23 protein-coding genes and 1 pseudogene are annotated in these 26,677 nt (G+C 64.3%); 15 read left to right on the top strand and 9 right to left on the bottom strand.

Annotation, left to right across the window (positions count from 1 at the left end; all coding sequences use genetic code 11):
* Positions 1-15: 15 nt before the first annotated feature.
* Positions 16-384 (bottom strand): STAS domain-containing protein, encoded by a 369-nt coding sequence (locus AC5Y2L_RS04170; RefSeq protein WP_499936438.1) that lies wholly within the window; start codon positions 382-384, stop codon positions 16-18.
* 292 nt (positions 385-676) lie between these two features.
* On the opposite strand from AC5Y2L_RS04170, the gene AC5Y2L_RS04165 reads away from it, so the two are divergent.
* From AC5Y2L_RS04165 to AC5Y2L_RS04140, 6 genes and pseudogenes are all read left to right on the top strand, one after another.
* Positions 677-1,723, top strand: a complete 1,047-nt coding sequence (locus AC5Y2L_RS04165) for an ABC transporter permease (protein ID WP_499936437.1) — start codon at positions 677-679, stop codon at positions 1,721-1,723.
* A 3-nt stretch (positions 1,724-1,726) separates the two neighbouring features.
* Positions 1,727-2,719: an ATP-binding cassette domain-containing protein gene (locus AC5Y2L_RS04160; protein ID WP_499936435.1), complete on the top strand. Its 993-nt coding sequence runs from the start codon at positions 1,727-1,729 to the stop codon at positions 2,717-2,719.
* Positions 2,720-2,811: 92 nt separating this feature from the next.
* Positions 2,812-3,936 (top strand): catalase family peroxidase, encoded by a 1,125-nt coding sequence (locus AC5Y2L_RS04155; RefSeq protein ID WP_499936433.1) that lies wholly within the window; start codon positions 2,812-2,814, stop codon positions 3,934-3,936.
* On the top strand, positions 3,933-4,490 hold the full coding sequence (locus AC5Y2L_RS04150) for a cytochrome b (RefSeq protein ID WP_499936431.1): 558 nt from the start codon (positions 3,933-3,935) through the stop codon (positions 4,488-4,490). Before AC5Y2L_RS04155 ends, AC5Y2L_RS04150 begins: the two co-directional genes overlap by 4 nt.
* A 55-nt stretch (positions 4,491-4,545) precedes the next feature.
* Positions 4,546-4,620: pseudogene (locus tag AC5Y2L_RS04145) on the top strand (hypothetical protein); the annotation flags it as partial.
* A 165-nt stretch (positions 4,621-4,785) separates the two neighbouring features.
* Positions 4,786-5,679, top strand: coding sequence for a fructose bisphosphate aldolase (locus AC5Y2L_RS04140; RefSeq protein ID WP_499936430.1), 894 nt, complete (start codon positions 4,786-4,788; stop codon positions 5,677-5,679).
* Positions 5,680-5,751: 72 nt separating this feature from the next.
* Here the strand turns inward: AC5Y2L_RS04140 and AC5Y2L_RS04135 are convergent, their stop codons facing one another.
* The 5 genes from AC5Y2L_RS04135 to scoE are packed head-to-tail and all read right to left on the bottom strand — an operon-like array spanning position 5,752 to position 13,205.
* Positions 5,752-9,942 carry an AMP-binding protein gene (locus AC5Y2L_RS04135; protein WP_499936429.1) on the bottom strand — a complete coding sequence of 1,397 codons (4,191 nt, stop codon included), beginning with the start codon at positions 9,940-9,942 and terminating at the stop codon, positions 5,752-5,754.
* A complete protein-coding gene (locus AC5Y2L_RS04130) occupies positions 9,929-10,162 on the bottom strand; it encodes an acyl carrier protein (protein ID WP_499936564.1) in 234 nt (77 codons plus the stop codon). Before AC5Y2L_RS04130 ends, AC5Y2L_RS04135 begins: the two co-directional genes overlap by 14 nt.
* A gap of 4 nt (positions 10,163-10,166) precedes the next feature.
* Complete coding sequence (gene fadD10, locus AC5Y2L_RS04125; protein ID WP_499936428.1) at positions 10,167-11,753, bottom strand: fatty acid--CoA ligase FadD10; 1,587 nt, start codon at positions 11,751-11,753, stop codon at positions 10,167-10,169.
* Positions 11,754-11,775: 22 nt separating this feature from the next.
* Positions 11,776-12,324: an FcoT family thioesterase gene (locus AC5Y2L_RS04120; protein WP_499936562.1), complete on the bottom strand. Its 549-nt coding sequence runs from the start codon at positions 12,322-12,324 to the stop codon at positions 11,776-11,778.
* A gap of 11 nt (positions 12,325-12,335) precedes the next feature.
* Entirely contained in the window at positions 12,336-13,205 is an 870-nt protein-coding gene (gene scoE, locus AC5Y2L_RS04115) for a (3R)-3-[(carboxymethyl)amino]fatty acid oxygenase/decarboxylase (RefSeq protein WP_499936426.1), read from the bottom strand.
* A gap of 152 nt (positions 13,206-13,357) precedes the next feature.
* Between scoE and AC5Y2L_RS04110 the strand changes: the two genes are divergently transcribed.
* On the top strand, positions 13,358-14,167 hold the full coding sequence (locus AC5Y2L_RS04110; RefSeq protein ID WP_499936425.1) for a class I SAM-dependent methyltransferase: 810 nt from the start codon (positions 13,358-13,360) through the stop codon (positions 14,165-14,167).
* Positions 14,168-14,342: 175 nt separating this feature from the next.
* Here AC5Y2L_RS04110 and AC5Y2L_RS04105 read toward each other — a convergent pair whose 3' ends face one another.
* Both AC5Y2L_RS04105 and AC5Y2L_RS04100 read right to left on the bottom strand, forming a co-directional pair.
* Complete coding sequence (locus tag AC5Y2L_RS04105) at positions 14,343-15,476, bottom strand: phosphotransferase (RefSeq protein WP_499936423.1); 1,134 nt, start codon at positions 15,474-15,476, stop codon at positions 14,343-14,345.
* Between the two features lie 118 nt (positions 15,477-15,594).
* Positions 15,595-16,182: a TetR/AcrR family transcriptional regulator gene (locus AC5Y2L_RS04100; protein WP_499936421.1), complete on the bottom strand. Its 588-nt coding sequence runs from the start codon at positions 16,180-16,182 to the stop codon at positions 15,595-15,597.
* Positions 16,183-16,284: 102 nt separating this feature from the next.
* Between AC5Y2L_RS04100 and AC5Y2L_RS04095 the strand changes: the two genes are divergently transcribed.
* Positions 16,285-18,504 carry an acyl-CoA dehydrogenase family protein gene (locus AC5Y2L_RS04095; protein WP_499936420.1) on the top strand — a complete coding sequence of 740 codons (2,220 nt, stop codon included), beginning with the start codon at positions 16,285-16,287 and terminating at the stop codon, positions 18,502-18,504.
* A gap of 174 nt (positions 18,505-18,678) precedes the next feature.
* Here the strand turns inward: AC5Y2L_RS04095 and AC5Y2L_RS04090 are convergent, their stop codons facing one another.
* Complete coding sequence (locus AC5Y2L_RS04090) at positions 18,679-19,656, bottom strand: LacI family DNA-binding transcriptional regulator (RefSeq protein ID WP_499936418.1); 978 nt, start codon at positions 19,654-19,656, stop codon at positions 18,679-18,681.
* A 139-nt stretch (positions 19,657-19,795) separates the two neighbouring features.
* Here AC5Y2L_RS04090 and AC5Y2L_RS04085 point away from each other — a divergent pair, with 139 nt between their 5' ends.
* The 7 genes from AC5Y2L_RS04085 (at position 19,796) to AC5Y2L_RS04055 (ending at position 26,672) form a co-directional block, all read left to right on the top strand.
* Positions 19,796-20,233 (top strand): nuclear transport factor 2 family protein, encoded by a 438-nt coding sequence (locus AC5Y2L_RS04085; protein ID WP_499936416.1) that lies wholly within the window; start codon positions 19,796-19,798, stop codon positions 20,231-20,233.
* A 185-nt stretch (positions 20,234-20,418) separates the two neighbouring features.
* Positions 20,419-21,771 (top strand): amidohydrolase family protein, encoded by a 1,353-nt coding sequence (locus AC5Y2L_RS04080; RefSeq protein WP_499936415.1) that lies wholly within the window; start codon positions 20,419-20,421, stop codon positions 21,769-21,771.
* 2 nt (positions 21,772-21,773) lie between these two features.
* Positions 21,774-24,095 (top strand): CaiB/BaiF CoA-transferase family protein, encoded by a 2,322-nt coding sequence (locus AC5Y2L_RS04075; protein ID WP_499936414.1) that lies wholly within the window; start codon positions 21,774-21,776, stop codon positions 24,093-24,095.
* A gap of 14 nt (positions 24,096-24,109) precedes the next feature.
* Entirely contained in the window at positions 24,110-24,433 is a 324-nt protein-coding gene (locus AC5Y2L_RS04070; RefSeq protein ID WP_499936412.1) for a hypothetical protein, read from the top strand.
* Positions 24,434-24,451: 18 nt separating this feature from the next.
* Entirely contained in the window at positions 24,452-25,606 is a 1,155-nt protein-coding gene (locus AC5Y2L_RS04065) for a thiolase family protein (RefSeq protein ID WP_499936410.1), read from the top strand.
* Complete coding sequence (locus tag AC5Y2L_RS04060) at positions 25,603-26,031, top strand: Zn-ribbon domain-containing OB-fold protein (protein WP_499936408.1); 429 nt, start codon at positions 25,603-25,605, stop codon at positions 26,029-26,031. Before AC5Y2L_RS04065 ends, AC5Y2L_RS04060 begins: the two co-directional genes overlap by 4 nt.
* On the top strand, positions 26,028-26,672 hold the full coding sequence (locus AC5Y2L_RS04055; protein ID WP_499936407.1) for a MarR family transcriptional regulator: 645 nt from the start codon (positions 26,028-26,030) through the stop codon (positions 26,670-26,672). The genes AC5Y2L_RS04060 and AC5Y2L_RS04055 overlap by 4 nt, the downstream gene beginning before the upstream one ends.
* Positions 26,673-26,677: the final 5 nt, after the last annotated feature.

The following is a 26,677-nucleotide window of genomic DNA, read 5'->3' as shown; positions in this document are numbered from 1 at the left end:
GAATGCCGCCAATGATCAACAGTCGCTCAGCGCGCTATCCAGCGAGCTGTACAGCGATAACACGCTGTCGATTCCCATGAGCTTTATCGGCCGGCTGGTCGCCGGCCCGTCCGCAACGACGGCGAACCGGGTCGGCGGAGCGACCTCGGCCTGGGCGCTGACGAGCGCGGTCATCCCCGCCGAAGCCAGGAATTCCACCTTTGACAGATCGACGATCAATGTCTTGGGCGCAGCGGTCAGAGCGGATTTGATCGCCTCGGTCAACTTCGGCGCGGTCAGCATGTCCACTTCGCCCGCGACGGTGAGCACGACCGCCTGACCTGCTTGGTGTCTCCCGACGTCGAACTGGGTCGGTTCGACGGGGTTGCCAGATTGTTCGATCATTGCTGTCTCTCACATCCGTCCCTACCGGGGACAGTTTCTCAGACAATCACTGCACCGGGGCTGTTGCTTCAACCCCCACGGAGCAGTGCCGTCGATCCTGCGCAGCCAAGTGAAGCCGTAGCGGAAGCTCCAAACAGTGCTAATGGTAGGCCACCGGGGCCACACCGGACGTTAGCGGTCCGCGGACACGGCACTATTGCCACCGCCGGCCGGCGCCAACGCCCGGGTCCCCGCTTGCGATCGGTGGGCAAAATTTGGTTCGGGAAGCACTCGGCGTTGGTAGTTTCTGGAAATGCTCTTTGCGGCGCTACGCGACATGCAATGGCGAAAGCGCCGCCTGGTCATCACCATCCTCAGCACCGGACTGATCTTCGGGATGACTCTGGTGCTGACCGGGCTGGCAAACGGATTCCGGGTCGAGGCGCGGCACACCATCGATTCCATCGGGATCGACCAATTTGTGGTCAAAACCGGTGCGGCCGGACCCTTTGCGGGTTCGATACCGTTCCCGGAGGTGGACCTGCCCCGGCTGCAGTCCGAGTCCGGAGTCGAGGCTGCCGTCCCACTGGGTTGCGTGGTGACGATGATGCGGGAAGGCAAGTCAACGCGAAACGTGACGGCCTTCGGCGCGCCCGAGCACGGGCCCGGCATGCCGCAAGTCTCCGAGGGTCGGCCACCTTCGATGCCGGACGAGGTCGCGGTGTCCAGCACAACGGGCCGGCACATCGGCGACACGCTCGAGGTCGGTGGCCACGCGCTGCGCATCGTCGGCATCGTGCCCAATTCCACTTCGATGGCGGTTCCCAACATCTTCCTGACCACCCAGGGCATCCAGCAAATGGCCTACAACGGGCAGCCACTGATCACGTCGATCGGGATCAAGGGCAAACCCCGGACCCTGCCCGACGGCTACCAGGCCTTCGATCGGACGGCCGCCGTCAACGAGCTGGTGCGCCCGTTGAATGTCGCAGTCAGTTCGATCACCATCGTGGCTGTCTTGTTGTGGATCGTGGCGGTGCTGATCGTCGGATCGGTGGTGTACCTCTCCGCCCTCGAGCGGCTGCGGGACTTTGCGGTGTTCAAGGCCATCGGCGCGCCGACGCGCTCGATTCTGGCGGGGCTCGCGCTGCAGGCGCTCGTCATCGCGCTGCTGGCGGCGGTGGTGGGCGTCATCCTTGCGCAACTGCTGGCACCGCTGTTTCCGATGATCGTCGTGGTGCCCGCCGGGGCCTACCTGGCGCTGCCGGTGGTGGCGATCGTGATCGGTCTGCTCGCCAGCCTGCTGGGGCTGAGGCGCGTGGTCGCCGTCGATCCCGCGCTCGCGTTCGGAGGTCCGTGAGCGGTGGGCGATCTCAGCATTCGGGACTTGGTCGTCGAGTACTACAGCGGTGGTTACGCACTGCGGCCGATCAATGGTTTGAACCTCGACGTGTCGACGAGCTCGTTGGTACTCCTGCTGGGTCCCAGTGGCTGCGGCAAGACGACGTTGCTGTCCTGCCTGGGCGGCATCCTGCGGCCGAAGTCTGGCGCAATCATGTTCGGGGACGTCGACATCACGACTTTGGAGGGAGCCGCGCTGGCGAAGTACCGGCGCGACAACGTCGGCATCGTCTTTCAGGCATTCAATCTCGTGCCGAGCCTCACTGCGTTCGAGAACGTGATGATTCCGCTGCGCTTGGCCGGCTGGTCGCGGGCGGCCGCGCGCGAGCGGACCAAGGAATTGCTGACGCGCGTCAATCTGGGCGAGCGAATGAAACATCGCCCGGGTGACCTGAGCGGCGGGCAGCAGCAACGCGTCGCCGTTGCTCGCGCGCTCGCACTGGATCCGCCGTTGATCCTCGCCGACGAACCGACCGCGCACCTCGACTACATCCAGGTGGAGGAGGTGCTGCGGTTGATCCGCGAACTCGCCGACGGTGAGCGGGTGGTGGTGGTCGCGACCCACGACGCGCGGATGCTGCCGCTGGCCGATCGCGTCGTGGAGCTGACACCCGATTTCCCCGAAGCCGCGCGGCCACCCGAGACGCTGGAGCTCAAGGCCGGCGAGGTGCTGTTCCAGCAGTCGACGACGGGTGAGCTGATTTACGTTGTGACCAAGGGTGAGGTCGAACTCGTGCATGAATTGGCTGACGGCGGTGAGGAATTGATCAAGGTAGTAGGCCCGTGGGACTACTTCGGCGAGATCGGTGTGCTGTTTCACATGCCTCGGTCGGCCACGGCGCGGGCCCGCACCGACGCGACCGTACTCGGATACACAGCACAGGCATTCCGCAAGCGGGTCGGTATGGGTGCGCTGCGTGACGTGATCGAGCACCGCGAGCTTGCCGGCGATTGAGTGCAGCACTGACTGGATGGGATGTGTTCGCCGCCTCGTCAACTTCGTCGATTAGAACGACTCAGTACTAGTGACGACACAAGGGCGGTGGCATGGACCCGGCCGATGGCGATGAACAAGGCGACGATCCTGTGGCAACCGAGCGTGCGGGTTTCGCTCCGCGCGACACGCTGAGCCGACGGGGTGCATTGCTGGGGCTCGGTGCCGTAGCGAGTTTCGCCGCGGTGGACGTAGCTGGATTCGCCTATGCGGGTGGCTGGCTAAGGCCCGACAGGCTCAACCCGTCCGGTTTTGCCGATCGCTTCGAACATGTCTATGGCCGGCATGACGGATTCCGGCGCAACCATGCGAAAGGTCTGAGTGCCGCAGGCACGTTCGCGAGCAATGGTGCCGGTGCGGCCATCTGCCGGGCGGAGGTGTTCCGGCCGGGAAGTGTCCCGCTGGTTGGGCGGTTTTCGTTGGGCGGCGGCCTGCCCGATCAGCCAGACAAACCCGACACCGTCCGCGGTATGGGGCTGCTGTTCCAGACCCACGGCGGCCAGCAGTGGCGAACGGCGATGATCAACCTCCCCGTCTTCACCGACAGCACACCGCAGGGCTTCTATGAGCGGCTGCTCGCCGCCAAGCCCCGGCCCGACACCGGTAAGCCCGACCCGCAGCAGTTGGCCGCGTTCCTCGATCGCCATCCCGAAACGGTCGCTGCGATGAAAATCATCAAGCGGTCACCGCCCGCCGCCGGGTTCGCGGACAGCACGTTTTACGGGCTGAATGCTTTTCTATTCACCAACAGCGCGGGCGCGACGGTGCCGGTGCGCTGGTCGGCTATTCCGCACGACCCGCCGCGCCCGTCGTCAGCGGTCGGTGCGAACTACCTGTTCGACGGCTTTGTTCACGCAGTCGCCCAGCGTCCCTTGCAGTGGCGGCTGATCCTCACGATCGGTGAGCCGGACGATCCGACCCATGACGCCACAAAACCCTGGCCGCCCTCGCGGCGATCCATTGACGCCGGCACCATCACCATTTCCGCGGTGAGCACCGAGGCGGCCGGCAACGCCCGGGACATCAACTTCGACCCCACGGTGCTGCCCGACGGCATGGCCCTATCCGACGATCCGATCCTCAGCGCACGCTCGGCCGTCTACGCGCGGTCCTTCACTCGCCGCGCCGGCGAGCCCAAGTCAGCCAGCCAGGTCAACGTGACAAAGCTGTTCTCATGACAAGCGAGACCGCCAGTGCGGCAACGCGTTTCGCGCTTCCATCCCGGATCATGCACTGGTTGATGGCGCCGATGGTGGTCGTGCAGCTGGTGATCGGCGTGACCATGGTGGCCTCGATCAGCTATTACCCGCTGCTGCTGGCGATCCATCGGCCGTTGGGCGTGTTGATCCTGATCTTCGCCGTGGTGCGCCTGGCGAATCGGCTCACCCATAAGCTGCCACCGTTTCCGGCCACCATGAGGCCCGCCGAACGCAGGATCGCGTCGTGGTCGGAATATCTGCTGTACGCGCTGCTGCTCGCGCAGCCGCTGACCGGGTGGGCCATGCTCTCGGCCGCGCGAACGCCCGTCGTCTCCCTGGGGCCGTTTCAGCTGCCCGGCATCGCACCGCACGACATCGATGTTTATGCCGTGCTCCGCCAGGCGCACAGCGTCTTGGCTTTCCTGCTCTTCGCGGCGTTCACCGCCCATGTCTGCGCGGTCCTGTTTCACACGCTGGTTCTGCGGGACCGGCTCCTTGATCGGATGGCGTTGTGGCCCAAACGGCAGCCGTGAGCCGGTTGGCGTAGGACCCTGGCCCGGGGTGGGCGTCGACGGTAGCGTCGTGACCATGCTGTTCGCGGCATTGCGCGACATGCAATGGCGAAGTCGGCGCCTGGTTATCGCGATCATCAGCACCGGGCTGGGTCGAGCGGCTCGACGCAGCGGGTATAAGCGGTGTAATCGGGCAACAGGAGCTGGCCAGGACTGAGTGACCAGCCTGCCCGATCGCATGAATATGATCGGCACGACTCGGCCTTGACGGTGCGCCGTCACCGAGAGTGCCACGAGGGAAGTTTGGAGAAGGTCCATGCCGAACGAGCAACAAGCCGACCGGATGACGTCGGGCAAGGGATTCATCGCGGCGCTCGACCAGAGCGGTGGCTCCACGCCAAAGGCGCTGCGCCTGTACGGAATCGAGGAGGATGCGTACTCCTCCGAAGAGGAGATGTTCGACCTGATCCATGAGATGCGTTCGCGGATCATCACCTCGCCGGCGTTCAACGGCGACCGGGTGCTGGCGGCGATCCTGTTCGAGCAGACCATGGACCGCGAGATCGGCGGCCGGCCGTCGACCACCTACCTATGGGAGACCAAGGGTGTGGTGCCCATTCTCAAGATCGACAAGGGGCTGGCAGAGGAGTCCGACGATGTCCAGCTCATGAAGCCGATCCCGGGGCTGGACGAACTGCTGCAGCGGGCTGTCGCCAAGGGTGTTTTCGGCACCAAGGAACGGTCGGTGATCGGGGGTGCGAACCCCAAGGGCATCGCGGCGGTGGTTGCCCAGCAGTTCGAGGTGGCCCACCAGGTGCTGTCGCACGGCTTGGTGCCCATCCTCGAGCCCGAGGTCACCATCTCGATCTCGGACAAGGCGCAGGCCGAGGAGATCCTGCGCGACGAGATCACCAAACGGCTTGAGACAGTGCCGGACGGGCAGCGCGTGATGATCAAGCTGAGCCTGCCAACCGAGGTCAACTACTACCGTCCGCTGATCGAGCATCCGAAGGTGATGCGGGTAGTGGCGCTGTCCGGCGGCTACTCGCGCGAAGAAGCCAATGAGCTGCTGGCGAAGAACACCGGTCTGATCGCGAGCTTCAGCCGCGCGCTCACCGAGGGACTCTCCGTCGACCAGTCCGACGAACAGTTCAACGCCACCCTCGACAGGTCGATCCAGTCGATCTACGACGCTTCGGTCTCGGGCTGAGATTCACTGGGGCCGACGGCGTCGCGCTGCTTCGAGCCTGTGCCTGCGTTGAGTCTGCGCTGAGGGCGTGCCCTACTCGCACTTCCTCGCCGTAGACGCAAAGTCAACGCTCGGAAAGCTGTGCGCCAGCAGGCCAAGCACCGACTGCGGTGGCGCGGCCAGCTCTGCGACGGCTTCCACCCCGAGGGCGATGGTCGGATAATCCGCCAAATACTCGGCGTATGAGCGGCCGCCTAGTCGCATGCCCAAGCTGAGCCACGCATCGACGACCGACCACCTGCGCGGGTTGCCCTTCGCCCAGTCGCTTTCATCCAGCCGGTATTTCCACTCAGCGACGTCAAGTTCCTCGATGGCATACCCGCTGAGCAACTCGGCGTAGGCCACCGCTTCGCCACGCACCACAGTGATTCCGCGTCCCAGCAGCGTGGAGTTGGTCAACTGGCCCAGGATCGCGTGCGCCACGGCCCGCCCCGTGGTTACCTCTTCGGTCAAGGTCAGGGAGGGGTAGGCGCGCAACGCAATGCAGGCGTCGACAACCGAGAGCAGAATGTCGGCGGAGCCGTGCAGTTGATAGTCCTCGCCGAGTACCCGGGGCAGGCGGGCGATGGTGAAATCGAGGCCCTGCGGCGATCCGGCCACGGCCAGCTCCGCCAGCGACTTCGATGCCGCGTAGGGATACGGTGCGTCACGGGGATCGGTGACCCGCGACGCGGTGACGTCCGCATTGACGACGAACGTCGACAAGTGCACCAGCCTCGCAGCAGTGTTCGCGCATGCGTCGACGATCGCGGCAACCAGGTTGACATTGGCCGGCCGGAGCTCGCGGTACGGCACAAGCACATTGGTGTTGCCAATGCAGTTGACGACGGTTCCAGCGCCGCTATCGCGGATCAGGGCCTCGACCTCGTCCCGGCCGACCTCAGGTGACAGTCGCTGGATCCGCACCCCATCGACGTTGCGCAGCTCGGCCCACGGATTGTGTTCGGGGAGAATCGATCTCGTGGCCAAAACCACCGGCGGACAAGGCGCTCCCGAGCGTTCGAGGTCCAGGACCGCCTGGGCGAAGCCGGTGCCGAGAATTCCCGACGCGCCCAGCACGACGATCGCCTCACCCGGGCGTTGATTGACACTGACCTCGGAACGCGAGCGTTGTGACCAGAGCGAAGCAAGGTCGCCGTCGATCTCGGCGGCAGTGTCCGGGTCCATCCATGCCTCGGCCGTCGACGCGTCATCGATCAGGTTCGCGGCGGTGTCAGCACTGATCAGATCGAGAATTGACAGGTGCCGACCCAGATATCCACGGGTGTCGGGAAGGATCCTGATGAGATCCAACGACCCGACCCCCTCGCCCAGCAGCGACGAGTCTGGTCGGATGGTCCTTCCGAGATGCCGACTCCAAACCTCTGCCAACCCGGCCGCTTTCTCACCCACCCCGGGGTCGCTGAGCACGGTATCCGCGAACTGAGGCATCGTCCGCAGGTTGTCGCTGTCCACCTTCCCGTTGGGCTTTCTCGGTATGTTCGGCACGCCGACGACGAAAAACGAAGACACCCCTGCGCTTACCAGGATGAGCCTGATTCGCGAAGCTGCGGCGGCGTCCTCGCCGGCTTCGCGCGTGCGTTGGGTTTCGAACCACACGCCCAGACTTCCGTTATGAAGTTCGACCGCAACATCGGACACCGTGGGGTCTTCGGAGATACGCCTAGTTACCTCGGCGATGTCGACTCGCTTGCCGGCGATTTTGACGATGGCGTCCTTGCGTCCGGAGAAGACCGGAAAGCCGTCGCCGTCAAGCGTCACGCGGTCGGCAGTGGCAAATGCGCGGCGACGGGAACCGTCACTTTCGGTCACGATGCCGAAACTACGGTCGTCGGTGCCCAGGTAGCCCGTAGAAACCAGGTCGCCCACGACGACGACCTCGCCGAAACCAATGAACACCGAATTCGTTACGATCGGCCGGCCCAGCCGAAGCCGTGCGCTGCCGGGGACGATTTCTCCGTTGCAGGCGATCGGCAAATGGGTGACGACGACAGTGGTCTCTGTCGGGCCGTATGTCGAGATGAGCGAGATCGCCTGCGAGACACCAGAATCGAGCCACTTGTCGACGGCGCTGGGCCGGATCGCTTCGCCGCCGACCACGATTTGCCGCAGAGAAGAGCGGCGGATTGCGGTCATCGCGTCGCCGTCCTCGCACAACAGATGCCACACAGCGGTCGGCAAGTCGACGACGGTCGCCCGGTTGGCGACGAGATCTGTTGTGAGCCCGTCCAGGTCGCCCGTTTTCATGCCGGTGGTCCGGGCCAGCCCAGATCCACAGCTGGCGCCGCCAAAGATCTCCTCGACGCTGATATCCGATGTCAGCGGCGCGCATTGCAGGATAGTGTCTTTCGGACCCCAGCCGTAGGCCTGTCTGGCCGCGTCGCAGAACAGCGCGAGCGAACCGTGTGAGACATGGACCAGTTTGGGCTGTCCGGTCGACCCCGAGGTCGGCATGATGTACGCCGTCCTGGTGGCCAGCGAAACATCGTGTGTCACTAGCGCAATTCGCTCATTCGCAAGCCGCCGGTGCTCGTCACTCGAGATCTCTTCCAGCGCCGCGGCCCGCACGTCGATCGCGCGCGCCGAGATACCGTCGCCGTGATCGGCAATGGCCTTGACTCGCAAAGCAATTTCGTCAGGGGTGTCACAAACGCTGTAGCCGCAGCCGGCCAGGTGGCATGCGATCAGCAGATCCGTGGTCCGAACGGTGTTGTCGTCGGTGAACACCAGAACGTCACCGGGCGCGGCACCGTTCTGCACCAACCAGGCCACCCATTGTGAAACATTGTGACGGGTTTCCAGGATTCGGTGAACGCCCCCGGTGGCGTCCATAAACCACGCCGGCGTTGCCGGCTCGGTGCAGGTTGCCGCATCGCTGTGGCAGCGGGCCCCATCCGGGGCGACACCGAACCACTCGTCGACGGTCATGGCGATCGGCCGGTCCCACCTGGCCGCCATCGATTCCAGCGCGGCAGCGATCCGCTCTGCGACCCGGCGATGCGTTCTTCGCTCGGGCAGATCCGCTCTGTTCCAGATGGCCAGGTTGAGTGTGCGTTGGTCTTCGTCCAGAACCGATGCCACGGTCATGCCCTCGACCGGACCGATGTCGGTCGCCACAGGTGTTTCGGACAAGAACGGGCGCAGATCCGGCGCACATGCCTGGCGGATGAAGTTCAGCGTCAGCGCTGCTATGTGAGACGTCCGATTTATCGCCAAATACATTCGGCGATAATGCTCTTCGCGTAGCCATCGGCGTCGGACGGCTCGGACATAGCCCCGGTCGAGCATGCGAACGACGTCGTGTACCGACGCGAACGGCGCAAAGCGAACCGCATGTGCGACCGAGTTGACCAGACATGTCGCAACATTCAGGGCAGGATCTCCGAAGCGGTTGTCGACGGCATGAACCAGCAGACCCTCGGTGCTCTGCCGAAGGCTCGCGTCCACCGCCACAGCCGCCGCGGCTACCAGCACGTTGAGCGGGATCTGCTTCGCCTCCGACAGCGCAAGGATTGCGTCAAAGGCGTTGCCTGCGAGCGTCACTGATTCCTGAAGGACTCCCTTGGCCGCCATCCCCGGGACATCTTCGGGACCTCGGCCATGTCCGCCGTAACGTGCCTCGTCGGCGAGCTCGCGCTGTGCCGCGTCGGCGAGCCGCTGCAGCGATTCGTCGACCTTGCTCGCCTCACGCCGGTGCGCTTCGGCTAGCTTCGCCATACCATCTGTCAGACAAGGGACTTCGGTATTTGGGCCGGCCACGAGGTGGCGAGCCAGGTCGGCCTCGATGATCGCCGTCGCGCCGCCATCGACCAGGATGTGATGGGTGTGAACGTCGAGGCCCGTAACAAAGCCGTTGCCGTCAGTCCGCACCAGGTAGCGCACCAGTGGCTTACCGAGGATGCTGGTAGCCCACGAGCGCGTCAGCTCGTCGGCACTGTGGGGCGCCTGGTCGGACCGCACCTGGACGATGTCGTCGAATTGCAGCTGGGGTACGAGATCCGGGTAGCCATCGCCGGTGGCAGACATCTCGAGAACGCAAAGCTGCACGGCGTTTTCGAGCAGCGTGGCGTTCAGGGCAGCCAGGAATCTCGACAGCTCCAGGGGGTGGAACCGATAGCTCTTGCCAATCAGATACAGGGCGGGACTGCCGTCTTGCAGCACCCCGTTGTAGAGGTTTTGTTGCGACCTACTGAGCGGAACCCGAGCGGTTTCAGGCACGCTCACGAAGGTTCTCCAGCTCCTGAACCCAGCCCTGGATCGACAGATTTTCCGCCAGCCGAGACGGCACGTCGGATTCTCGGTCCACACCAAGGTGCTTCATCAGGAGAACGAACCGAACAGAATCCAGCCCGACATCTCTGAGGTCGGTGGCGTCCCCGTCGACGAGATCCGCTTCCTCGATGTACAACACGTCGCAGACGGCGGCGAAGATTCTTTGCCTCAATGTGTCATCCACGAACGACCGCCTCGAGTTTGTCACCGCTCGTCATGGCCGCCAGCGAGGCTCGCATGACCTTGCCGGACTGCGTCCGCGGAATATCGGCGACGATCACGATCTTCGAAGGGCGCGCCATCGACTCCGATTCTTGCCGGAAACGAGCCGCAATCGCTTGCTTGAGCTTGCGGGCTTCCGACTCGTCCAGATCCGTCGCGGGGACGACGGCCAGCCCTACCAGGGCACCGAACTCGGCATCCGGAATTTCGTAACATGCGGCCGCGCGGACGCCGGGGACGGCCTCGGCAATGCGGTCGACCTCGTCGGGCGCGATGTTCACCCCACCCGAGATGAACATTTCCGATGATCTGCCCTTGATGTAGAAGTAACCGTCCTCGTGCCGCTCTAGCAGGTCGCCGGTATTCACCCAGCCGTCGACGAGAACCTCTTGGGTGCGTTGTGGGTTGTTCCAGTAACCCAGCATGTTCGCCGGCGACTTTATCCACAGCGTCCCGAACGAGGCGGAGGGTCCGGCGCCGTCGGCAGTGGGTCCTTTGTCATTTGCGCCGGCCAGGTATACCTCGACGCCAGGGTACGGGCGCCCCACCGCACCCGCCTCGATTTTGCCGATCGAGTCGTCATCGGTCGGCAAACACAAAGCGGTACAACCGGTTTCGCTCAACCCGTACACCTGCGCGGTGCGGACGCCGGTGGCTTCGATGAATCGCACATCGGCCGCGATGGCCCGCGAACCACCGTATCCAAGCAGTCGCAGCGACGGAACCGTGGCGCCAGACGACTTCAGTTCGGTGACCAGTTTGGAAAGGAGGGTTGGGACCACGCATGTGGTCGCCACCTGGTTGGTGTTCAGAATCTCCATGAGCGACGAGGTGTTCTCGCCGCCGGTGATGCACTGACCTCCGCGCATCAGACAGGTGAATATCCACCAGAGCCCGCCGATATGCGTCGCCGGCAGCGGCGAATACGTGGTTTCACCGTCGACCCAGGTGACCCAGTTCAAACCCGCCGCCCGCAAGATGTCCGGGATGGCAAAGAACGTGCGGTTGGCCAGCAGCACGGCCTTCGGTTCGCCCGTCGTACCGCTGGTGAAGATCATTGCCAGCGGGTCATCGGCACCGAGTTCGGGGATGTCCGTATCCACCGGGTGGACGGCCTGCGGCACGCCGGCGGTCACGTCGACTCGGTTGGTGGGTACCGAATGCAGGGTTTCCGGTAAACCGCACGATGCGGTTCTGCTTCCTGGCGCGACGAGCATCGCACTCGGGGAAGTGATCTGGCCGAAGCGATCGATGGTAGCGGGCGGAAGGTTGCCGTCCGCCATGACGGCGATAGCTCCGAGCTTCGCGCAAGCCAGCACCGACAGGTATGTCTCGGGTCCGTTGTCCGAAATGACCAATACCCGGGATCCTCGGGTAACGGACTGTGCGGCAAGCGTCGCGGCCAGCCGGTCGACTTCGGCGACCAGCTCGGCGTACCGCAGCGCGCTTGTGCCGTCGCAGCGGCGCAAGGCGATTGCCTCGGGCCGCTGCCGAGCCTGGTCGAAGATCCGTTCCAGCACGGTAGGCGGCAAGTGCGCCATAGGTGCTCTCCTCCCAGCTGCGTTACGGGATGTTGAGGGCCGCTAGTTCGACCTCACCGGACGCCGCTCCGCCGAAGTCGTCCCAGAACTCGATGGAGCACTCGATGTTGAGGTAACGCGTCCTGCGGTCGACCACCTGGAAATTCTGGCACAACAAACGCGCGGAGAACGCCGGAGCGTGAATCATTCTTTTGAATCGCGATGCCGTGTTCTTGATCAACATGCTGGGCAGCTGGAGGTCGAAATAGTCCGAAATCGACCAGCCCCGCAGCACCGGAATCTCCTCGTTGAGGATGGCCGGCGCGAACGCGCTGTAGGCGAGTTGGTTGAAGCACATGATGAATTCCGCGGCATTGAAGTGACCGGTGCTCCGGATGTAGGCGGGTTCGCCGATGCTGAAATTCCCGGTTGCGAGCACCGAATCGGGGGTGGCTTTGTACTCCGCGTCGAGCAGATACCGGCACCCCTTGTAGGCGTACGGGTCGAGAACTCTGGCGAGCAGATCCTCGTCGATCGGAGTTGTCGTGCTGGAATCGGTGAATTCAGCGACGATCTGCGTGGGGAGGGGCATTTCGATGGTAGTCATGCTGCATATCCTGGTGTGATAAGGCCGTCCAACATGGTCAGCCGGTGGGTGGTTAAATGGCCTGCGGTGGTACCGTGCTTCGCGCGATGCATGAGGACGCGGTTGTCCCACAGGATGATGTCGCCAACTTCGTAATGCTGCGTGTGTATAAACGGCGATTTGAATTCGGTGTCGAGTTGACCGGTGGCGGCCATGAGTTCTTGCAGAATGGACGGGTCAAGCAGATTTCCGTCCTTGTCCTCGATTTTGGTGGTGCCCGAGGCGCAAATGTAGAGAATCTCTTCCCCGGTGTGCGGGTGCTTGATCACCGTGGGCCACTTGATGGGCGGGGTGGTCCGGGTGATCTCGTCCCAGACTTCACCGATCGGCTTGTGCACGTCGCTCGGGCGAATCTTGATGTGGCGCCGAGGATCGTGGGTGCTGACCGTTCCGCGGACCGGGTCCTGCTGTTCGGCCGGCAGCGATTCCCACACTCTATTCAGGTCGATGAAGTAGGTACCGCGGTCGCTTCCCGGCACCGAAAGGGGGAGCACCATGGAAAAGGCAAACGGCTGCGGCATGAACATGTAGTCGATGTGCCAGAATGCGCCGGTTTTCGGGACGCCCTGGCCTTCTTCGGTGGAGGAGACAAAGATCTCTGAATGGTCCTTGTGGTGATACATCGGCTCGTAATAGGTGACGATGTCGCCGATAATTCTGCCCAGCTGGATGAATTGTTCGGGAGTGGGGTGAACGTCCTTCAGAACAACGAGCTTGTTCGTGTAGACGATTTCACGGATCTCCTCGGTGGTGAGATGATCCAGGTTGTTGGGATCGAGCCCGATAACCTGGGCCCCGAGTCCCTCGCCTTTCACATTGAGCGTCATGTAATGTCTTCTCCTGAATCCGGTGAAGTTCGGTTGATGGCGATAAGCGTGACTCGGGTCACTCAACGGATTCTTGACGAATCCTTAAAGGATTCTTGGAGTCGACGGGACAAAAGTTCGCACTACGCGCGTCTCGGTGCTTAGGTGGATCCATGGCAGTCGTCGACGGCCGTCATCTCGACGGAATATCCGAAACCGCTCTGCTCACGCTGCATCAGCGAGCGACCGAGGCTGCGCGGCCGGACGGGATCATCGACGACCCGATGGCCATCGCCCTGCGCGACGCCATTGACTACGACTACCACCACTTCGGCCGCACCCATCAAGCAACCGCCCTGCGCGCCTTGGCATTTGACAACGGTTCGCGCGACTACCTGGCCACCCATCCACGCGCCACGGTGGTTGCGTTGGCAGAGGGTCTGCAGACCAGCTTCTGGCGCCTCGACAACGGTGAGCTGAGCTGGCTCTCGGTCGACCTGGAACCGATCGTGCGGCTGCGTCGGCAGCTACTCCCGGAATCGGAGCGGTTGCGCTACTGCGCCCAGTCCGCGCTCGACTATTCGTGGATGGACCAGGTGGACGACACCAACGGCGTGCTGATCACGGCCGAGGGGCTGTTCCAGTACCTGCAGCGTGATGTGGTCTTCGACCTTATTGCGGTGTGCGCCAAACGTTTTCCGGGTGGACAGTTGATTTTCGACAGCATCCCGTGGGTGTTGAGCGCGTATTCGCGTAGCCGTGGCTTCCGGCCCAGCAAGCACTACACGGTCCCGCCGATGCCGTTTCACTTCACCGCTAACGAGTACGCCCAACTGCGCGCATTTCCCGGCGTACGCGCCGTGCGTGAGTTGCCGCCGCCACCGGCGCGCGGTCATTTTTTGCGCTGGGCGCTTTCGGTGGCATACCGGCTGCCGCAGCTCGACCGGCTGCGGGCCCCGGTGACTGTTGTCGAATTCGGTTGAGGGCTACCACCGGCCGAAAGCGCACCAGTCACATCAGCCCCGCCAGTTCCTACGATGCTGGGCATGTCATTTCGCAACGTGATAGCGCCGGCGATATCGAATTCGAAACTGCCACATGACCACCCTTCTGTTACCTGAGTGGCACGTGTGACTAAACCGCCAATGTTCCGTCTCGCTACAACGAATTCTTCACAGCCGCAATGGTTTCCAAGTCCTCAAGTGCGGCCACGCCACGCCGCAACCCCTCCATGGCGATGTTCTCCACCTGCATCCCGCCCATGCCGGCCGTGATCAGCGCCGCGACGTAGGCATACAGCGCGCCTTGCCGATATCGCAGCCACAGGTCGTCGCGGTCCAGCTCGGGTCCGCCAGCTGCGGCCAGCGCGCGACGGTACTCGTCGAGCAAATCTCGTTGAGACGCCTGACGGTCTTCCGGTGTCAGACTGGTGACCAGCGTGTAGGCGAGTTCGCGGGACGGGTGGCCGCGCCGTACCGCCTGCCAGTCCAGAAGTCCCGCCTCGCCGTCGCGAAAGTACACGTTGCCCGGATGCGCGTCGCCGTGCATGACCGTATGCGGGGGAGCGTCGATCAGCGCCGCGACCGCGCGGTAGTTCTCGGCGATGAAGCGACCGTTCTCAACAGGAATGGTGCTGCGCTCGGCGAGCCGCTTCATCGAGGTCTTCATCAGTGCGCCCGTCAACAGGGAAGTGACGTCACCGGACGGCGTGTAGAGCCATCCGAGCGGTCCCCGCCCGTCAGCCGGTAGCCGGCCCCAGAACGTTCCGTGCAGCTTGGCCAGTAACTCCACGATGAGTCCGGCCTGGTCCATAGACAGCGGATGCAAGGTGTCGGGAAAGACGCACGACGGCGGAAGATCCTCCAGGACCAGCAGGTATCGACCGGTCCATGGGTCGAATGCGGTTCCGTACGCTTTCGGCACACCCGTGAGCTCAGCAGCCAGTTGGCTGTAGAAGCGCACCTCGGTGTGCCCGAGACGGCCAAGCTCACCTATCAATCGGGTGGCGGCCGTCTGTGCCGGCAGCTTGACGAAGACTCGCTCAGGTACCCCGTGGCCGGTCAACGCAAGCCGTGCCCGCGACGACGTCCCCGCGTCGTGGTCGAGCACACTGATCGAGGTAACCGGGGCACCCATGACGTCGGAAAGGACGCTGGCGTCGAGTCCGTCGACCGTACACGGCAGCCCGGCTCGGGCTCCGACGATCGCGTCGGCGGCGAACCGCCCGATGCCCCGGCCTAGATGGGCGGCCAAGCCCAGGGCCGAGAGGGACTGGGCGACAGCGCTTTTCATCACCCGCCATCCTGATCTGGATGAAACGCACCGGGCGCGAGCAGACGCAAACTTCCCGAAATCCAAGGGGTGTCGGGGAATTTTGCGTCTGCTCGACAGGTATTGACCATAGCAAAACTCATCGCGCGGTAGTCAGTGCCGTGACGATGATCCGGGTGGTCCGTTCGGCTCGCTGACGCGAATAACGTTGCACGCCAGACAGAATCGGATAGACCACGCCGCCGACGATGGCATCTGCGGCAGATTCGGCGGTGGATTCGTCGACGCCGTCAGCCAGCAGCCGGCTCCGGACGCTATCATGCAGCGGCTTACTGAATCCCGCGCGCAGCTTCACCGCGGTGTCCTCGTGCTCCATGCCGGCGGCGGTCAAGGTGCGCAGCATGGCCGAGCCGCGGACCGTCGTCAGGCTTACGGCGAGTTTGCCGACCCACTCCACCAGGTCGGCGGCCAAGTCTCCGGTGTGGCGAACCGACGCGAGAATCTTGTCGGCGTCTTCGAGCATGACGTCGGCGACCAGTGCGGGACGGCTGGGCCACCAGCGATAAATGGTCTGCTTTCCGACGCCTGCCCTGGCTGCGACCGCCTCGATGCTCAGACCGTCGAAGCCGCGCTCGAGCAGCAGCTCCCGCGTGGCGGTGACGATCGCCCTGCGCGACTTCTCGCTCCGCCTCCGCGGCGGGTCGGCCTGGCTGATGTCGGCTGGCATCCGGTCGTCCTCTCCGGGGCCGCTTTACATGGGCTGGCCCGCACCGTAGTCTGCCACAAGACGAGACGGTTCGTCTTGTATAAACGAAAGGTATTGCTGCCCGTGAGCCTGGGGCTGACCCCGGAGCAGCACACGCTCAGCGAAGCCGTCGGGCAGTTCGCCGCCCGGCATGCTCCCATAGCTGCGACGCGGGATGACTTCGACGCGCTTGCGGCCGGCCGGCTTCCGAGGTGCTGGGATGCATTGGTTGCCAATGGCTTTCACGCCGTGCACCTGCCGGACCACCTCGGCGGTCAGGGCGGCGGGCTGATGGACGCCGCCTGCGTGCTGGAGTCGGCCGCCAAGGCACTGCTCCCGGGTCCGCTGTTGCCGACGGTGATCACGGGATCCATTGTGACGCTGGCTGATCCGGCTCCGATCGCGGAATCATTGGTACGCGACCTCGCCTCCGGTTCACCAGCGGTGGTCATTCTTCCCGATGACGGGGACTTCCAGGCTCGGGTCGAAGACGGGCACTGGCTGATCGACGGGACCTCGGATGTCATCGCCGGCGCATGCGCCGCACAGATGATCCTGCTCGGCGCTCATACCACAGCAGGCGATGTCGTTTGGGTGCCGGTAGATACCGACAACCTTACGGTGACAATCGAATCCGTACCCGGCACCGACCTGGCCACCGATGTGGGAATCGTGCGCCTGTCGCAGTATCGTGCAGCCGATGTACTGACCGGCATCGACCCCGACCGCGCAGCGTGCGTCGTGCTGGGGCTGTTGGCCAGCGCTACCGCCGGGATCGCGCAGTGGTGTGTCGAGGTAATCACCGCGCACCTGCGCACCCGAGAGCAATTCGGCAGGGTGATCGGCACCTTTCAGGCGTTGCAGCACAACGCGGCGATGCTGTTGGTGAACAGCGAATTGGCAACGGCGGCGGCCTGGGACGCGGTGCGGGCCGCCGAGGAATCGATCGACCAGCACCGAATCGCGGCGGCTGCAGCGGCGGTGATCGCGATCGCACCGGTGCCCGATCTAGTGCTCGACACGCTGACCATGTTCGGCGCCATCGGCTTCACTTGGGAGCACGACCTGCACCTGTACTGGCGCCGAGCCATCAGCCTGGCCGCGTCGACCGCCGGGGCTAGCCGCTGGGCCCGGCGACTGGGGCAACTGACCTGCACCCAGCAACGTGACATGTCGGTCAACCTCGGCGACGCCGAACCCGACTTCCGGTCCTGGGTGGCCGAAACCCTGGACGCAGCGCTGGAGCTGCACAACGACCACCCCGGACGCCAGGGCGACTACGAAGAGTTCAGAACGGGTCCGCAACGCACGTTGATTGCCGAGGCGGGACTTATCGCGCCACACTGGCCGCCGCCGTGGGGAATAGACGCCGATCCACTGCGGCAGCTCATCATCGACGACGAGTTCGCCAAGCGGCCCGGCCTTGTTCGTCCCTCGCTGGGCATCGCCGAGTGGATCCTGCCCTCAATGATCCGCGCCGCGTCAAAAGACTTGCAGGAGAAGCTGATACCGCCGACCCAACGAGGCGAGATCGCCTGGTGCCAGCTGTTCAGCGAGCCGGGAGCCGGCTCCGACCTCGCGGCGCTGACCACCCGGGCAACCAAAGTCGACGGCGGCTGGAAGATCAACGGCCACAAGATCTGGACGTCGGCCGCGCATCGCGCGGACTTCGGCGCGCTCTTGGCCCGTACCGACCCCGCGGCCGGCAAGCACCGGGGCATCGGATATTTCATTCTGGACATGCGGTCGCCGGGGATCGAGGTCCAACCGATCAAGACCGTGACCGGCGAGGCGCACTTCAACGAGGTCTTCCTCAGCGATGTGTCCATACCTGACGAGATGCTGCTCGGCGGCCCGGGCGACGGCTGGGGCCTGGCGATCGCCACCATGGCCGAAGAGCGTTCAGCCATCAGCGGTTACGTCAAATTCGACCGGGCGGCCGCACTGCGCGAGGTCGCGGCGCAGCCGGGACCGGACCGTGACGATGCGGTACGCGCGCTCGGCGAGCTGGACGCGTACACCAACGCCATCAAGGCATTGGGTGTGCGGGAAACCATCCGGCTGCTGGACGGCCAGCCGTCCGGGCCGGCGTCCAGCATCGCCAAGGTGGCAATGAATGTGCTGCTGCGCCGGACCTTCCAGGCCACGCTGCAGTTGACCGGACGGCTGGCGATGGTCGCCGATTCGAAGCCGGCGCTCGTAGCGCCGTATCTGCATCTGCCGGCCGAATTGCTGGGCGGCGGCACCAGGGAGATTCAGCTGAACATCATCGCCCAGATGATTCTCGGGCTGCCCCGAAAGTAAGGACATCGCATGGGATTACGCGGAGAGGCCGCGATCGTCGGATACGTCGACTACCCGGAGCACGATGTCACGATGCTGCGCTACGAACCGGCCGACCTTCCACGTTGAGTCTGCGTCTACGGCGCAGAACTGCGAGTGGGTGGCGCCGTAGGCGCAGAGTCAATCGTCGTCCGCTCACGTCGAGGCGCGCACGATCAGGCGGGCGATGTCCGTCGGCTCGGGAGGCGGCGGTGCCGGATAGCCCAACTCGGTGAGCACCGCGGCGAGTGCGGCGTCGGCGACTGCGTGCGGGTTGAATTCCACCGTGGTCAACGGTGGTGTGCTCACGACTCCCATCGGACTGGCGTCGACGCCGATGACGGCCAGATCGTCGGGACAGCGCAACCGCGCCTGGTGGATCCCATAAAGGACGAGGCAGGCTATGTCGTCGCTCTGCGCGCACACGGCGGTGACGCCGTCGTCGACCCAAGCCGTCACCACGTCGGCGGCGTTCTCCGGGGTGATCTCGCTGACCCGCACGGGGGCAAGCCCATGCATGCGCGCTGCCCGCGAGACGCCGTCGAACCAGTAGTCGCCCAGGGCGCGCCACTTGGCGATACCGGTGTAGGCAAACGCGATCTCGCGGTGACCGCGCTCGACGAGATGATCGACCCGGATCTCGCCGATCGAAAGGTGCGGATTCCCGAGTGCTGGCAACGTCCCGATTTCGATATAGGGGATCTCGTGTGTTTTCACCGCAGTCAGGGCGGCTTCCCCGAGGGGGAACAGGCTCGTCACTGCCACCGGGTCGAGGTTCTCGATCGCGTCGACGACGATGTGATCCTCCTCGGTCTCGAAGATCTGCACCTGGAGCAAACCGAGCCGGGCCAGTTCGGTGGTCATGCGACTACCGGCTTGCATCGGCATCTCGCCGACTGCGACACGCGGAACCACATACAAGACGACGCCACTCTTGCCGCGGGCGAGATTGCGCGCCGCCAGGTTGGGCCGATAACCCAAGAGCTTCGCGGCGCGGTAGACGGCGTCCCGGGTTTGCTCGGAGATTCGACGCCCTTCGGCGTTGTTCAAGACGTAGCTGACCGTCGCGGTCGACACACTCGCCAATCGGGCCACGTCCGCGGTGGTGGGCCGGACAGGTTTACTGGTGCTCAACTCGCATCACCTTTCCGGCCCCGACCATGCCTCATGGTGGCACGCGACCACAATCGCCGCCATCAGGAACGGCAAGTCGTCACGGAGTAACTTGTCCGCTACGTCGTCGAGGCGCTACCGAAAACGTGAAAGGCAACCCATGACCGACCAGGACCGCCGAGCGCGCCGGAAAGCCAGGGAAGCTCGAGTGATCGAGCACATGCAAAGCGAGAACGTGCAGGAGTGGGACCGGACCATGGCGACGTTCAGCCACGCCCGCTACGAGCTGCCGGATGGGACGGTGATCGATGGCGCCGACAACGTCATGCGGTATTGGATCGAGGGCCGCACGCTTGTGCCCGATCAGCGCAACGAGCTGATTGAACTCACCCATTTGGACGACGGCCGGGTGCAAATCGAATTCTGGCTGCGCGGCACACCCGTCGCGACCGGCGAGCCATTCGAGGTCCGCCTCTGGGCGGTGTTCGGCTTTGACGAGAACGATCTGATGACCGGTGAGCGCGTGTACGCGGCACGGCCCACGCCAGAGCAGCTCATTGCGGCCACCGGAAAATCCGGAGCCGATACGGACTATTAGTCAGACAATGCGACATGGGGCCACGCGGTGGCCTGCACGGGCTAGGAAACGCCGAATGTAGCGCACCTGAGCCGAAATTTGCGTTGCCATAGCGGTATCAGCGACTCGGTCTGGGCACCGCCGACCGTTGACATTGTGACGCAGATCAATGTCTACTAGTCCTTGATCAACCGGGAGTGCAAGACATGAACAAAGACGATTTGATCCTGATCAGCGTGGACGATCACATCGCCGAGCCGGCGGACATGTTCGACGCGCACGTCCCCGCGAAATATAAGGACTTCGCTCCGCGGGTGGTCGTCGAACCGGATGGCGTTCAGCAGTGGTACTACGGGGAGATTCGCGGACGGAACATGGGTTTGAATGCCGTCGCCGGAAAACCGCGCGAGATGTACAACGTCGACGCGTCACGCTACGACGAGATGCGTCCCGGCTGCTTCAACGTCGACGAGCGGATCCGCGACATGAACGCCGGCGGTCAGCTGGCGGGGTTGAACTTCCCGAATTTCACCGGCTTCTCGGGCCAGGTCCTCAACCAGGGTCCGGATCGCGACGTCAACCTGGTGATGATCAAGGCCTACAACGACTGGCATATCGACGAATGGTGCGGCGCCTATCCCGGCCGGTTCATCCCCTGTGGCATCCTGCCGCTGTTCGATGTGGCCGAAGCGGCCAAGGAAGTCGAACGCCTTGCCGACAAGGGTTGCCATGCGGTGACGTTCTCCGAGAATCCGGAAGCGTTGCAAATGCCCAGCATTCACACCAAATACTGGTACCCACTCTTCGAGGCCGTATGCGAGAACAACACGGTGCTGTGCACGCATGTCGGCTCGGCGTCGCGGTCTCCGATGGTGTCGACGGATGCTCCGCCCAGCGTCATGATGACGGCGTCGTCGATGATGAGCATGTTCACCTTCACCGAGCTGATCTGGGCTGAGTTCTGGGAAGACTTCCCGCAGCTGAAGTTCTCCCTGACCGAAGGTGATGTCGGCTGGATTCCCTACTTCCTCTGGCGCGCCGAGCATGTCTACCAACGTCATTCGGGTTGGACGCTGGCGAAATTCCCCCCGGGCTACAGCGGACCGGTCGACGTGTTCAGGCGGCATTTCTACACCTGCTTCATCAGCGACAAGGTCGGCGTGCGGAACATGGACTGGTTCAACGAGGACATGCTGTGCTGGGAGTCAGATTTCCCCCATTCCGACAGCAACTGGCCGTTCGCACCGGAGGACGTCATGGACACCATGGGGCATCTGGCCGACAGCGTCATCGACAAGATCACCCACGAAAACGCAATGGCCGCTTACTCCTTCGATCCGTTTCGGCACATCCCCAAGGAACATGCCCGCGCCGGCTACCTCCGCGCCCAGGCCGCCGACGTCGACGTGGTCACCCACGTTGGTCGCGAGGCCAGCCAGCGTGACCGTGATGCCTGGACCCGGATGACGACTTTTGCCTTGCAGGCACAGGGGGTATCGACGCCGGTGACGGCGGAGGTTACCGGAATAGCCGGCCGCGCCACCACCTTGGGCAACTGAGCGTGACACCTCGGGCGCCCTTCGCCGACTGGCGCGTGCTGGAGATGTCCAACGGTATCGCGGTTTCCTACTGCGGCAAGCTGTTCGCCGATGCCGGCGCGGAAGTGGTGAAAGTCGAATCCCCGCAGGGTGATTCGCTGCGCCGTTGGTCGTCCGGGGGGCCGCGCGGCGCGTTGTTCGGTTATCTGGCGGCGGGCAAGAAGTCGGTGCTGAACGGGCCAGAGACCGCCTCGCTGCTGGCCGGTGCCGATATCGTGCTCACCGACCTGACTGACGGTTGGGCGCTTGAGGACATCACCGCGCACATCGGCCCTTCGGCCGTAGTTGTCGCCGTAACACCGTTCGGGACAACGGGTCCCTACGTCGACGACCAAGTGGTGGCCAACGAGTTCATCCTCCAGGCGCTGTGCGGATCGATCGCCGGGCGAGGCTGGCCGGACGACGAGCCCGTTCAGGCGGGTGGCCGGCTCGGCGAGTGGCTGGCGGGTACGTTTGCCGCGGCCGTCGCAGCGGCTTCGGCGCGGCATGCCCGGCGCGGCGGTGGCGGCGAGGTGATCGACGTCTCGACGTTCGAGGCAATGGTGATCGGGATGGGTGGGTTGTCCGCCATGTCGGCCAGTGTGTTGGGCGCGGATTCGTCAATGCAGCAACGCAGTCTGGAACTCCCGTCGATCGTGCCGACCGCCGACGGCATGGTCGGCTTCTGCACCATCACCGCGCAGCAGTTCCAGGACTTTCTGGTGATGATCGATCGCGCAGATCTGGTTGACGATGCCGAGCTGGCGTCGATGACCGGCCGGATCGCACGTCGCGAAGAATTCCTCAGCATGGTTACCCGGTGGACCGGGACACGCACCACGCGGGAAATCGTCGATCTCGCTGCGGCGTTCCGAATTCCGGTGGCTCCGATAGCCACCCCGGCCACATTGCCGAAGATTGACCACTTCGTACAGCGCGGCGTTTTCGTCGAACCGGAGCCAGGAGTGCTGGCGCCGCGAGTGCCGTATCGCAGCGACGCAATAGCGACTAGGCCTCCCGGGCCAGCTCCGACATTGGGCGCCGACAGTGGACGGGTGCGTTGGCCGCCCCGAACCGTACGCCCTGACGATACCGTTGCACTTCCGTTGTCGGACATCCGGATAACCGACTTCACCGCCTTCTGGGCGGGACCCGTCGCCACTCAACTGCTCGGCGCACTGGGCGCCGACGTGATCAAAGTCGAAGGCGTTCGCCGGCCCGACGGGATGAGATTTTCCGCCGGCCGCCCACCCGATTGGGACCAGTGGTGGGAGTGGGGCCCGGTGTTCTTGTGCAGCAACAACAACAAGCGCGGTATCAGCGTCGAACTCAGCACCGAAGCCGGACGCGCCATCGCGTTGCAGCTGATTGCCGCAAGCGATCTCGTCATCGAGAACTTCTCACCGCGGGTGATGGAGAACTTCCGTCTGGAATGGGACGCCGTCAGCGCGGCCAACCCGCGTGCGGTCATGGTGCGGATGCCGGCGTTTGGCCTCGACGGGCCGTGGCGCGATCGCGTGGGCTTCGCCCAGACCATGGAGCAGGCAACCGGAATGGCGTGGATGACCGGATATTCCGACGGGCCGCCCATCATTCCGCGCGGTGTCTGCGACCCGATAGCCGGGTTGCACGCGGCGTTCGCCGCCATCGCCGCCCTGGTGCTGCGCGATCGCGACGGGATCGGTGTTCACGTCGAATCGACCATGGTGGAGGCCGCGCTCAATGTCGCCGCCGAAATGTTGGTCGAGTACACCCGCAACGGAATCGAGCTGCGTCGCAATGGAAATCGGGGTCCGGGCGCCGCTCCGCAAGGCGGGTATCCATGTCAAGGAGATGACCAGTGGGTCGCAATCGCCGCGCTGGACGACGCTGCGCGCGACTCGATGGCCGAACTGATCGGCGAACCCGGGCTTTCGACGGCCGCGTGGCGGGATCGAGCCGACGAACTGGACAAGCTGATCTCCGCCTGGACGGCGACGCGCTCGGTGACCGAAGCGGTGACCGAGCTGCGTTCCCGCCGGGTGGCGGCTGCGCCGGTAGTGGCACCGGCGGCGCTGCTGAGCGATCCCCAACTGCTCGCCCGCGGGTTCTGGGAAACCGTGCAACACCCCGTTGCCGGGACATTCCTGTGCACGGGGATGCCGTTCTCGTTCGTCGGTAGGGCACGACGCTGGATCCGACGGGTGCCGCCGTTGTATGGCCAGCACACCGAGGAGGTGCTGATCGATGTGCTGGGCCACAGCCGGGCGGATCTAATTGCGTTGCGAGAGTTGGGCGCAACGAGTACACGGCCGGCAGGACTGTGACGCAACGTAGCCCAGTGACCCTCTGCGTGCCGCCGCGCACCGGCGAACTGTGTGCACCGGTGCGTTTCCTGGTGCGGCAGGACTCGGTGGTGATGGAGCTGACCGCTCGTTACCGCATCACCAGCGTCGAGTGGGACGAGACCGAACACGCGGTGGCCATGGTCGTCGAGATCACCGACCCGCAAACCGCGCGGCCCGTCGACGTGCGGATCGACGTTGTCGAGGCCGGCATGACGCACGCCGACCAGCGCACAACCATGATCGGCACCGTCATTCGCGACGGACGCCAATATGACGTGCTGGGAACGTATCTCGGCGTCGTCGCGGACGAGAACTGATCGGGAACGGAGCTTGGGTTGACAAAGCGCACGGCAGCCATCGTCGGAGTGCACAACACCCGTCAGAGCCGCCGGCTGGACGGGGAAACGTCGCGCGGCCTCGCGCTGCAGGCCATTCACGGCGCACTGCACGATGCCGGCCTGAGCCTGGACGACGTGGACGGCATCAGCGCCGGCCCGCAGTCGACGGCGCTGATCTACGACCTGCGTATCGGGCCGGCCTGGCAGGGGCTGGGATTCGGGGTGGGCATGATTACCGAGGCCGCCGCCGCAATCGAGCATGGCATGGCCGATGTGGTGGTGCTCGTCGCCGCCCAAGCAGGCGAATACCGCGACCACGAAGCGACGGCACCGTGGACTAGACCGGAGAACGAATTCGTCGCGCCCTGGGGAATGTTCACCGCGGCCGAATTCGCGCTCATCGCCCGCCGTCACATGCACGTCTACGGCACGACACGCGAACAACTGTCCATCGTCGCTGCGACGATCCGCAACAACGGGTCGCGAAACCCGGAAGCCGTTTATTACCAACGTGGTCCGTTCACCCCGGATGACATCACGGCGTCACGCCCGGTGGCTGATCCGTTCCACCTGCTCGACTGCGCCACCACGTCCGAGGGCGGATGCGCGCTGGTCGTTGCGAACATCGACAAGGTGGAGACTGCTGGCCGGCCGATCTATATCTTGGGCAGCGGCGCCGACTTTCACGGCCCGTCATATCAACATCCGCCCGCGTGGGACCTCGTGGGCCGCCGGGGCGATCACTTCAATGGCGTCGTGGGCAGACGTGCGGCGGACCGGGCATTCAGCTTTGCCGGACTACGGCGCGACGACGTGGACGTGCTGGAACTCTACGATCCGTTCTCATTCGAGATCATCCGCCAACTGGAGGCGTTCGGCTTCTGCGGCGACGGCGAGGGCGGCCCGTTCGTCGCCGACGGTCACATCGCCATCGACGGCAGCCATCCCATCGCCACGGACGGAGGAACCATGTCGTTCAGCCACGCGGGCGCCAATCCGCAGATGATGCAGCGCGCCATCCGGGCTGTTGAGCAATTACGCGGTGCGGCAGGCGAATTGCAGGTTCCCGACGCCCATGTCGCGCTGTGCAGCAACGGTGGCGCCGGGGCGTTGTTCACCACGGTGCTGATCTTGGGAGATGAGCCGAGATGACCGAACTGAAGCCACAAGCCGGACCGGTCCCCCATGCCAGTAGCCATGTCAGCGCTCCGTTCTGGGAAGCGTGCCGATCGGGGGAGTTGCGCTACCAACGCTGCCAGGTGTGTGGACTGCCGAACTTCCCGCCGACCGAACACTGCCGGCAATGCCTTTCGAATGATCTGGCTTGGGCACTGAGTGGCGGTATTGGCGAAATATACAGCTGGACAGTCGTTTACCGGCCCGTATCGGCGGAGTTCATGCCGCCCTATGCGCCGGCGATCGTGACGCTGGACGAGGGTTACCAGATGCTCACCAATATCGTCGGGGTGGCGCCCGACGAGTTGGCGATCGGAATGCGCGTGCACGTGCAGTTCCACGAAGTTGGTCCGGATGTCACGTTGCCTTATTTCAAGCCGTATTTCACGGGTTTGCCGTGAGCCCGCAGCGCACCAGCAATGGCCTGCCGGTGACCGCGTACCTCGTGTTAGGCGTGCTGGCCGCAAACGACGAGCAACTGACCGCCGGCGAGATCAAATTGCGCGCCGAACTGTCGGTCGGCCACTTCTATTGGTCGCCGTCGGTGAGTCATGTGCGACGCGAACTCAACCGGTTGCTAGCCAGGGGCATGGTCAATGAGATTGGCGCGCAATCCGGTAAACGCGCCATCACATTGTATGAGACCACCGATGCCGGCCTCGACGCACTGCATCGGTGGGTGCAGCATTTCCCGGGCCAGGAGCAGGTCGTCATCAAGCACCCCGTCATCCTCAAAACCTGGCTCGCCCGCGGCGATGACCCCGAGCGCGTCGTCGAGACGTTGGACCGCCATCTCGAGGCGACGCGCGCCCGACTGGACGAGGCGCTCTGGTCGCGGCAGCGGTCTCGCGAAGTCGGCATCATCGACGATCCTGCGCAGCGCTATTCGTTCGCCGTGCTCGACTATGCGATTCGCGGCCTCTACGCCGAGATCTCCAACATCACGCAGCTGCGCGACGAAATCGCCAGTGGCACAAGCCGAGATCCGGTGCGGCGGGTGCGCCGGCCGAAGGGTCAGCTCCGCCGCCGGACGGGTCGCTAAACCGT

The sequence above is a fragment of the Mycobacterium sp. NGS66 genome, assembly GCF_059812225.1.
The sequence above is the reverse complement of the archived record's forward strand: the minus strand, read 5'-3'. Positions and strand labels throughout refer to the sequence as shown.

What these genes read in the sequence shown, in the direction of transcription:
- AC5Y2L_RS04170 (WP_499936438.1), bottom strand. Translation starts at nt 384, where the DNA reads ATGATCGAACAATCTGGCAACCCCGTCGAACCGACCCAGTTCGACGTC.
- AC5Y2L_RS04165 (WP_499936437.1), top strand. Translation starts at nt 677, where the DNA reads ATGCTCTTTGCGGCGCTACGCGACATGCAATGGCGAAAGCGCCGCCTG.
- AC5Y2L_RS04155 (WP_499936433.1), top strand. Translation starts at nt 2,812, where the DNA reads ATGGACCCGGCCGATGGCGATGAACAAGGCGACGATCCTGTGGCAACC.
- AC5Y2L_RS04150 (WP_499936431.1), top strand. Translation starts at nt 3,933, where the DNA reads ATGACAAGCGAGACCGCCAGTGCGGCAACGCGTTTCGCGCTTCCATCC.
- AC5Y2L_RS04140 (WP_499936430.1), top strand. Translation starts at nt 4,786, where the DNA reads ATGCCGAACGAGCAACAAGCCGACCGGATGACGTCGGGCAAGGGATTC.
- fadD10 (WP_499936428.1), bottom strand. Translation starts at nt 11,753, where the DNA reads ATGGCGCACTTGCCGCCTACCGTGCTGGAACGGATCTTCGACCAGGCT.
- AC5Y2L_RS04120 (WP_499936562.1), bottom strand. Translation starts at nt 12,324, where the DNA reads ATGCCCCTCCCCACGCAGATCGTCGCTGAATTCACCGATTCCAGCACG.
- scoE (WP_499936426.1), bottom strand. Translation starts at nt 13,205, where the DNA reads ATGACGCTCAATGTGAAAGGCGAGGGACTCGGGGCCCAGGTTATCGGG.
- AC5Y2L_RS04110 (WP_499936425.1), top strand. Translation starts at nt 13,358, where the DNA reads ATGGCAGTCGTCGACGGCCGTCATCTCGACGGAATATCCGAAACCGCT.
- AC5Y2L_RS04105 (WP_499936423.1), bottom strand. Translation starts at nt 15,476, where the DNA reads ATGAAAAGCGCTGTCGCCCAGTCCCTCTCGGCCCTGGGCTTGGCCGCC.
- AC5Y2L_RS04100 (WP_499936421.1), bottom strand. Translation starts at nt 16,182, where the DNA reads ATGCCAGCCGACATCAGCCAGGCCGACCCGCCGCGGAGGCGGAGCGAG.
- AC5Y2L_RS04085 (WP_499936416.1), top strand. Translation starts at nt 19,796, where the DNA reads ATGACCGACCAGGACCGCCGAGCGCGCCGGAAAGCCAGGGAAGCTCGA.
- AC5Y2L_RS04080 (WP_499936415.1), top strand. Translation starts at nt 20,419, where the DNA reads ATGAACAAAGACGATTTGATCCTGATCAGCGTGGACGATCACATCGCC.
- AC5Y2L_RS04060 (WP_499936408.1), top strand. Translation starts at nt 25,603, where the DNA reads ATGACCGAACTGAAGCCACAAGCCGGACCGGTCCCCCATGCCAGTAGC.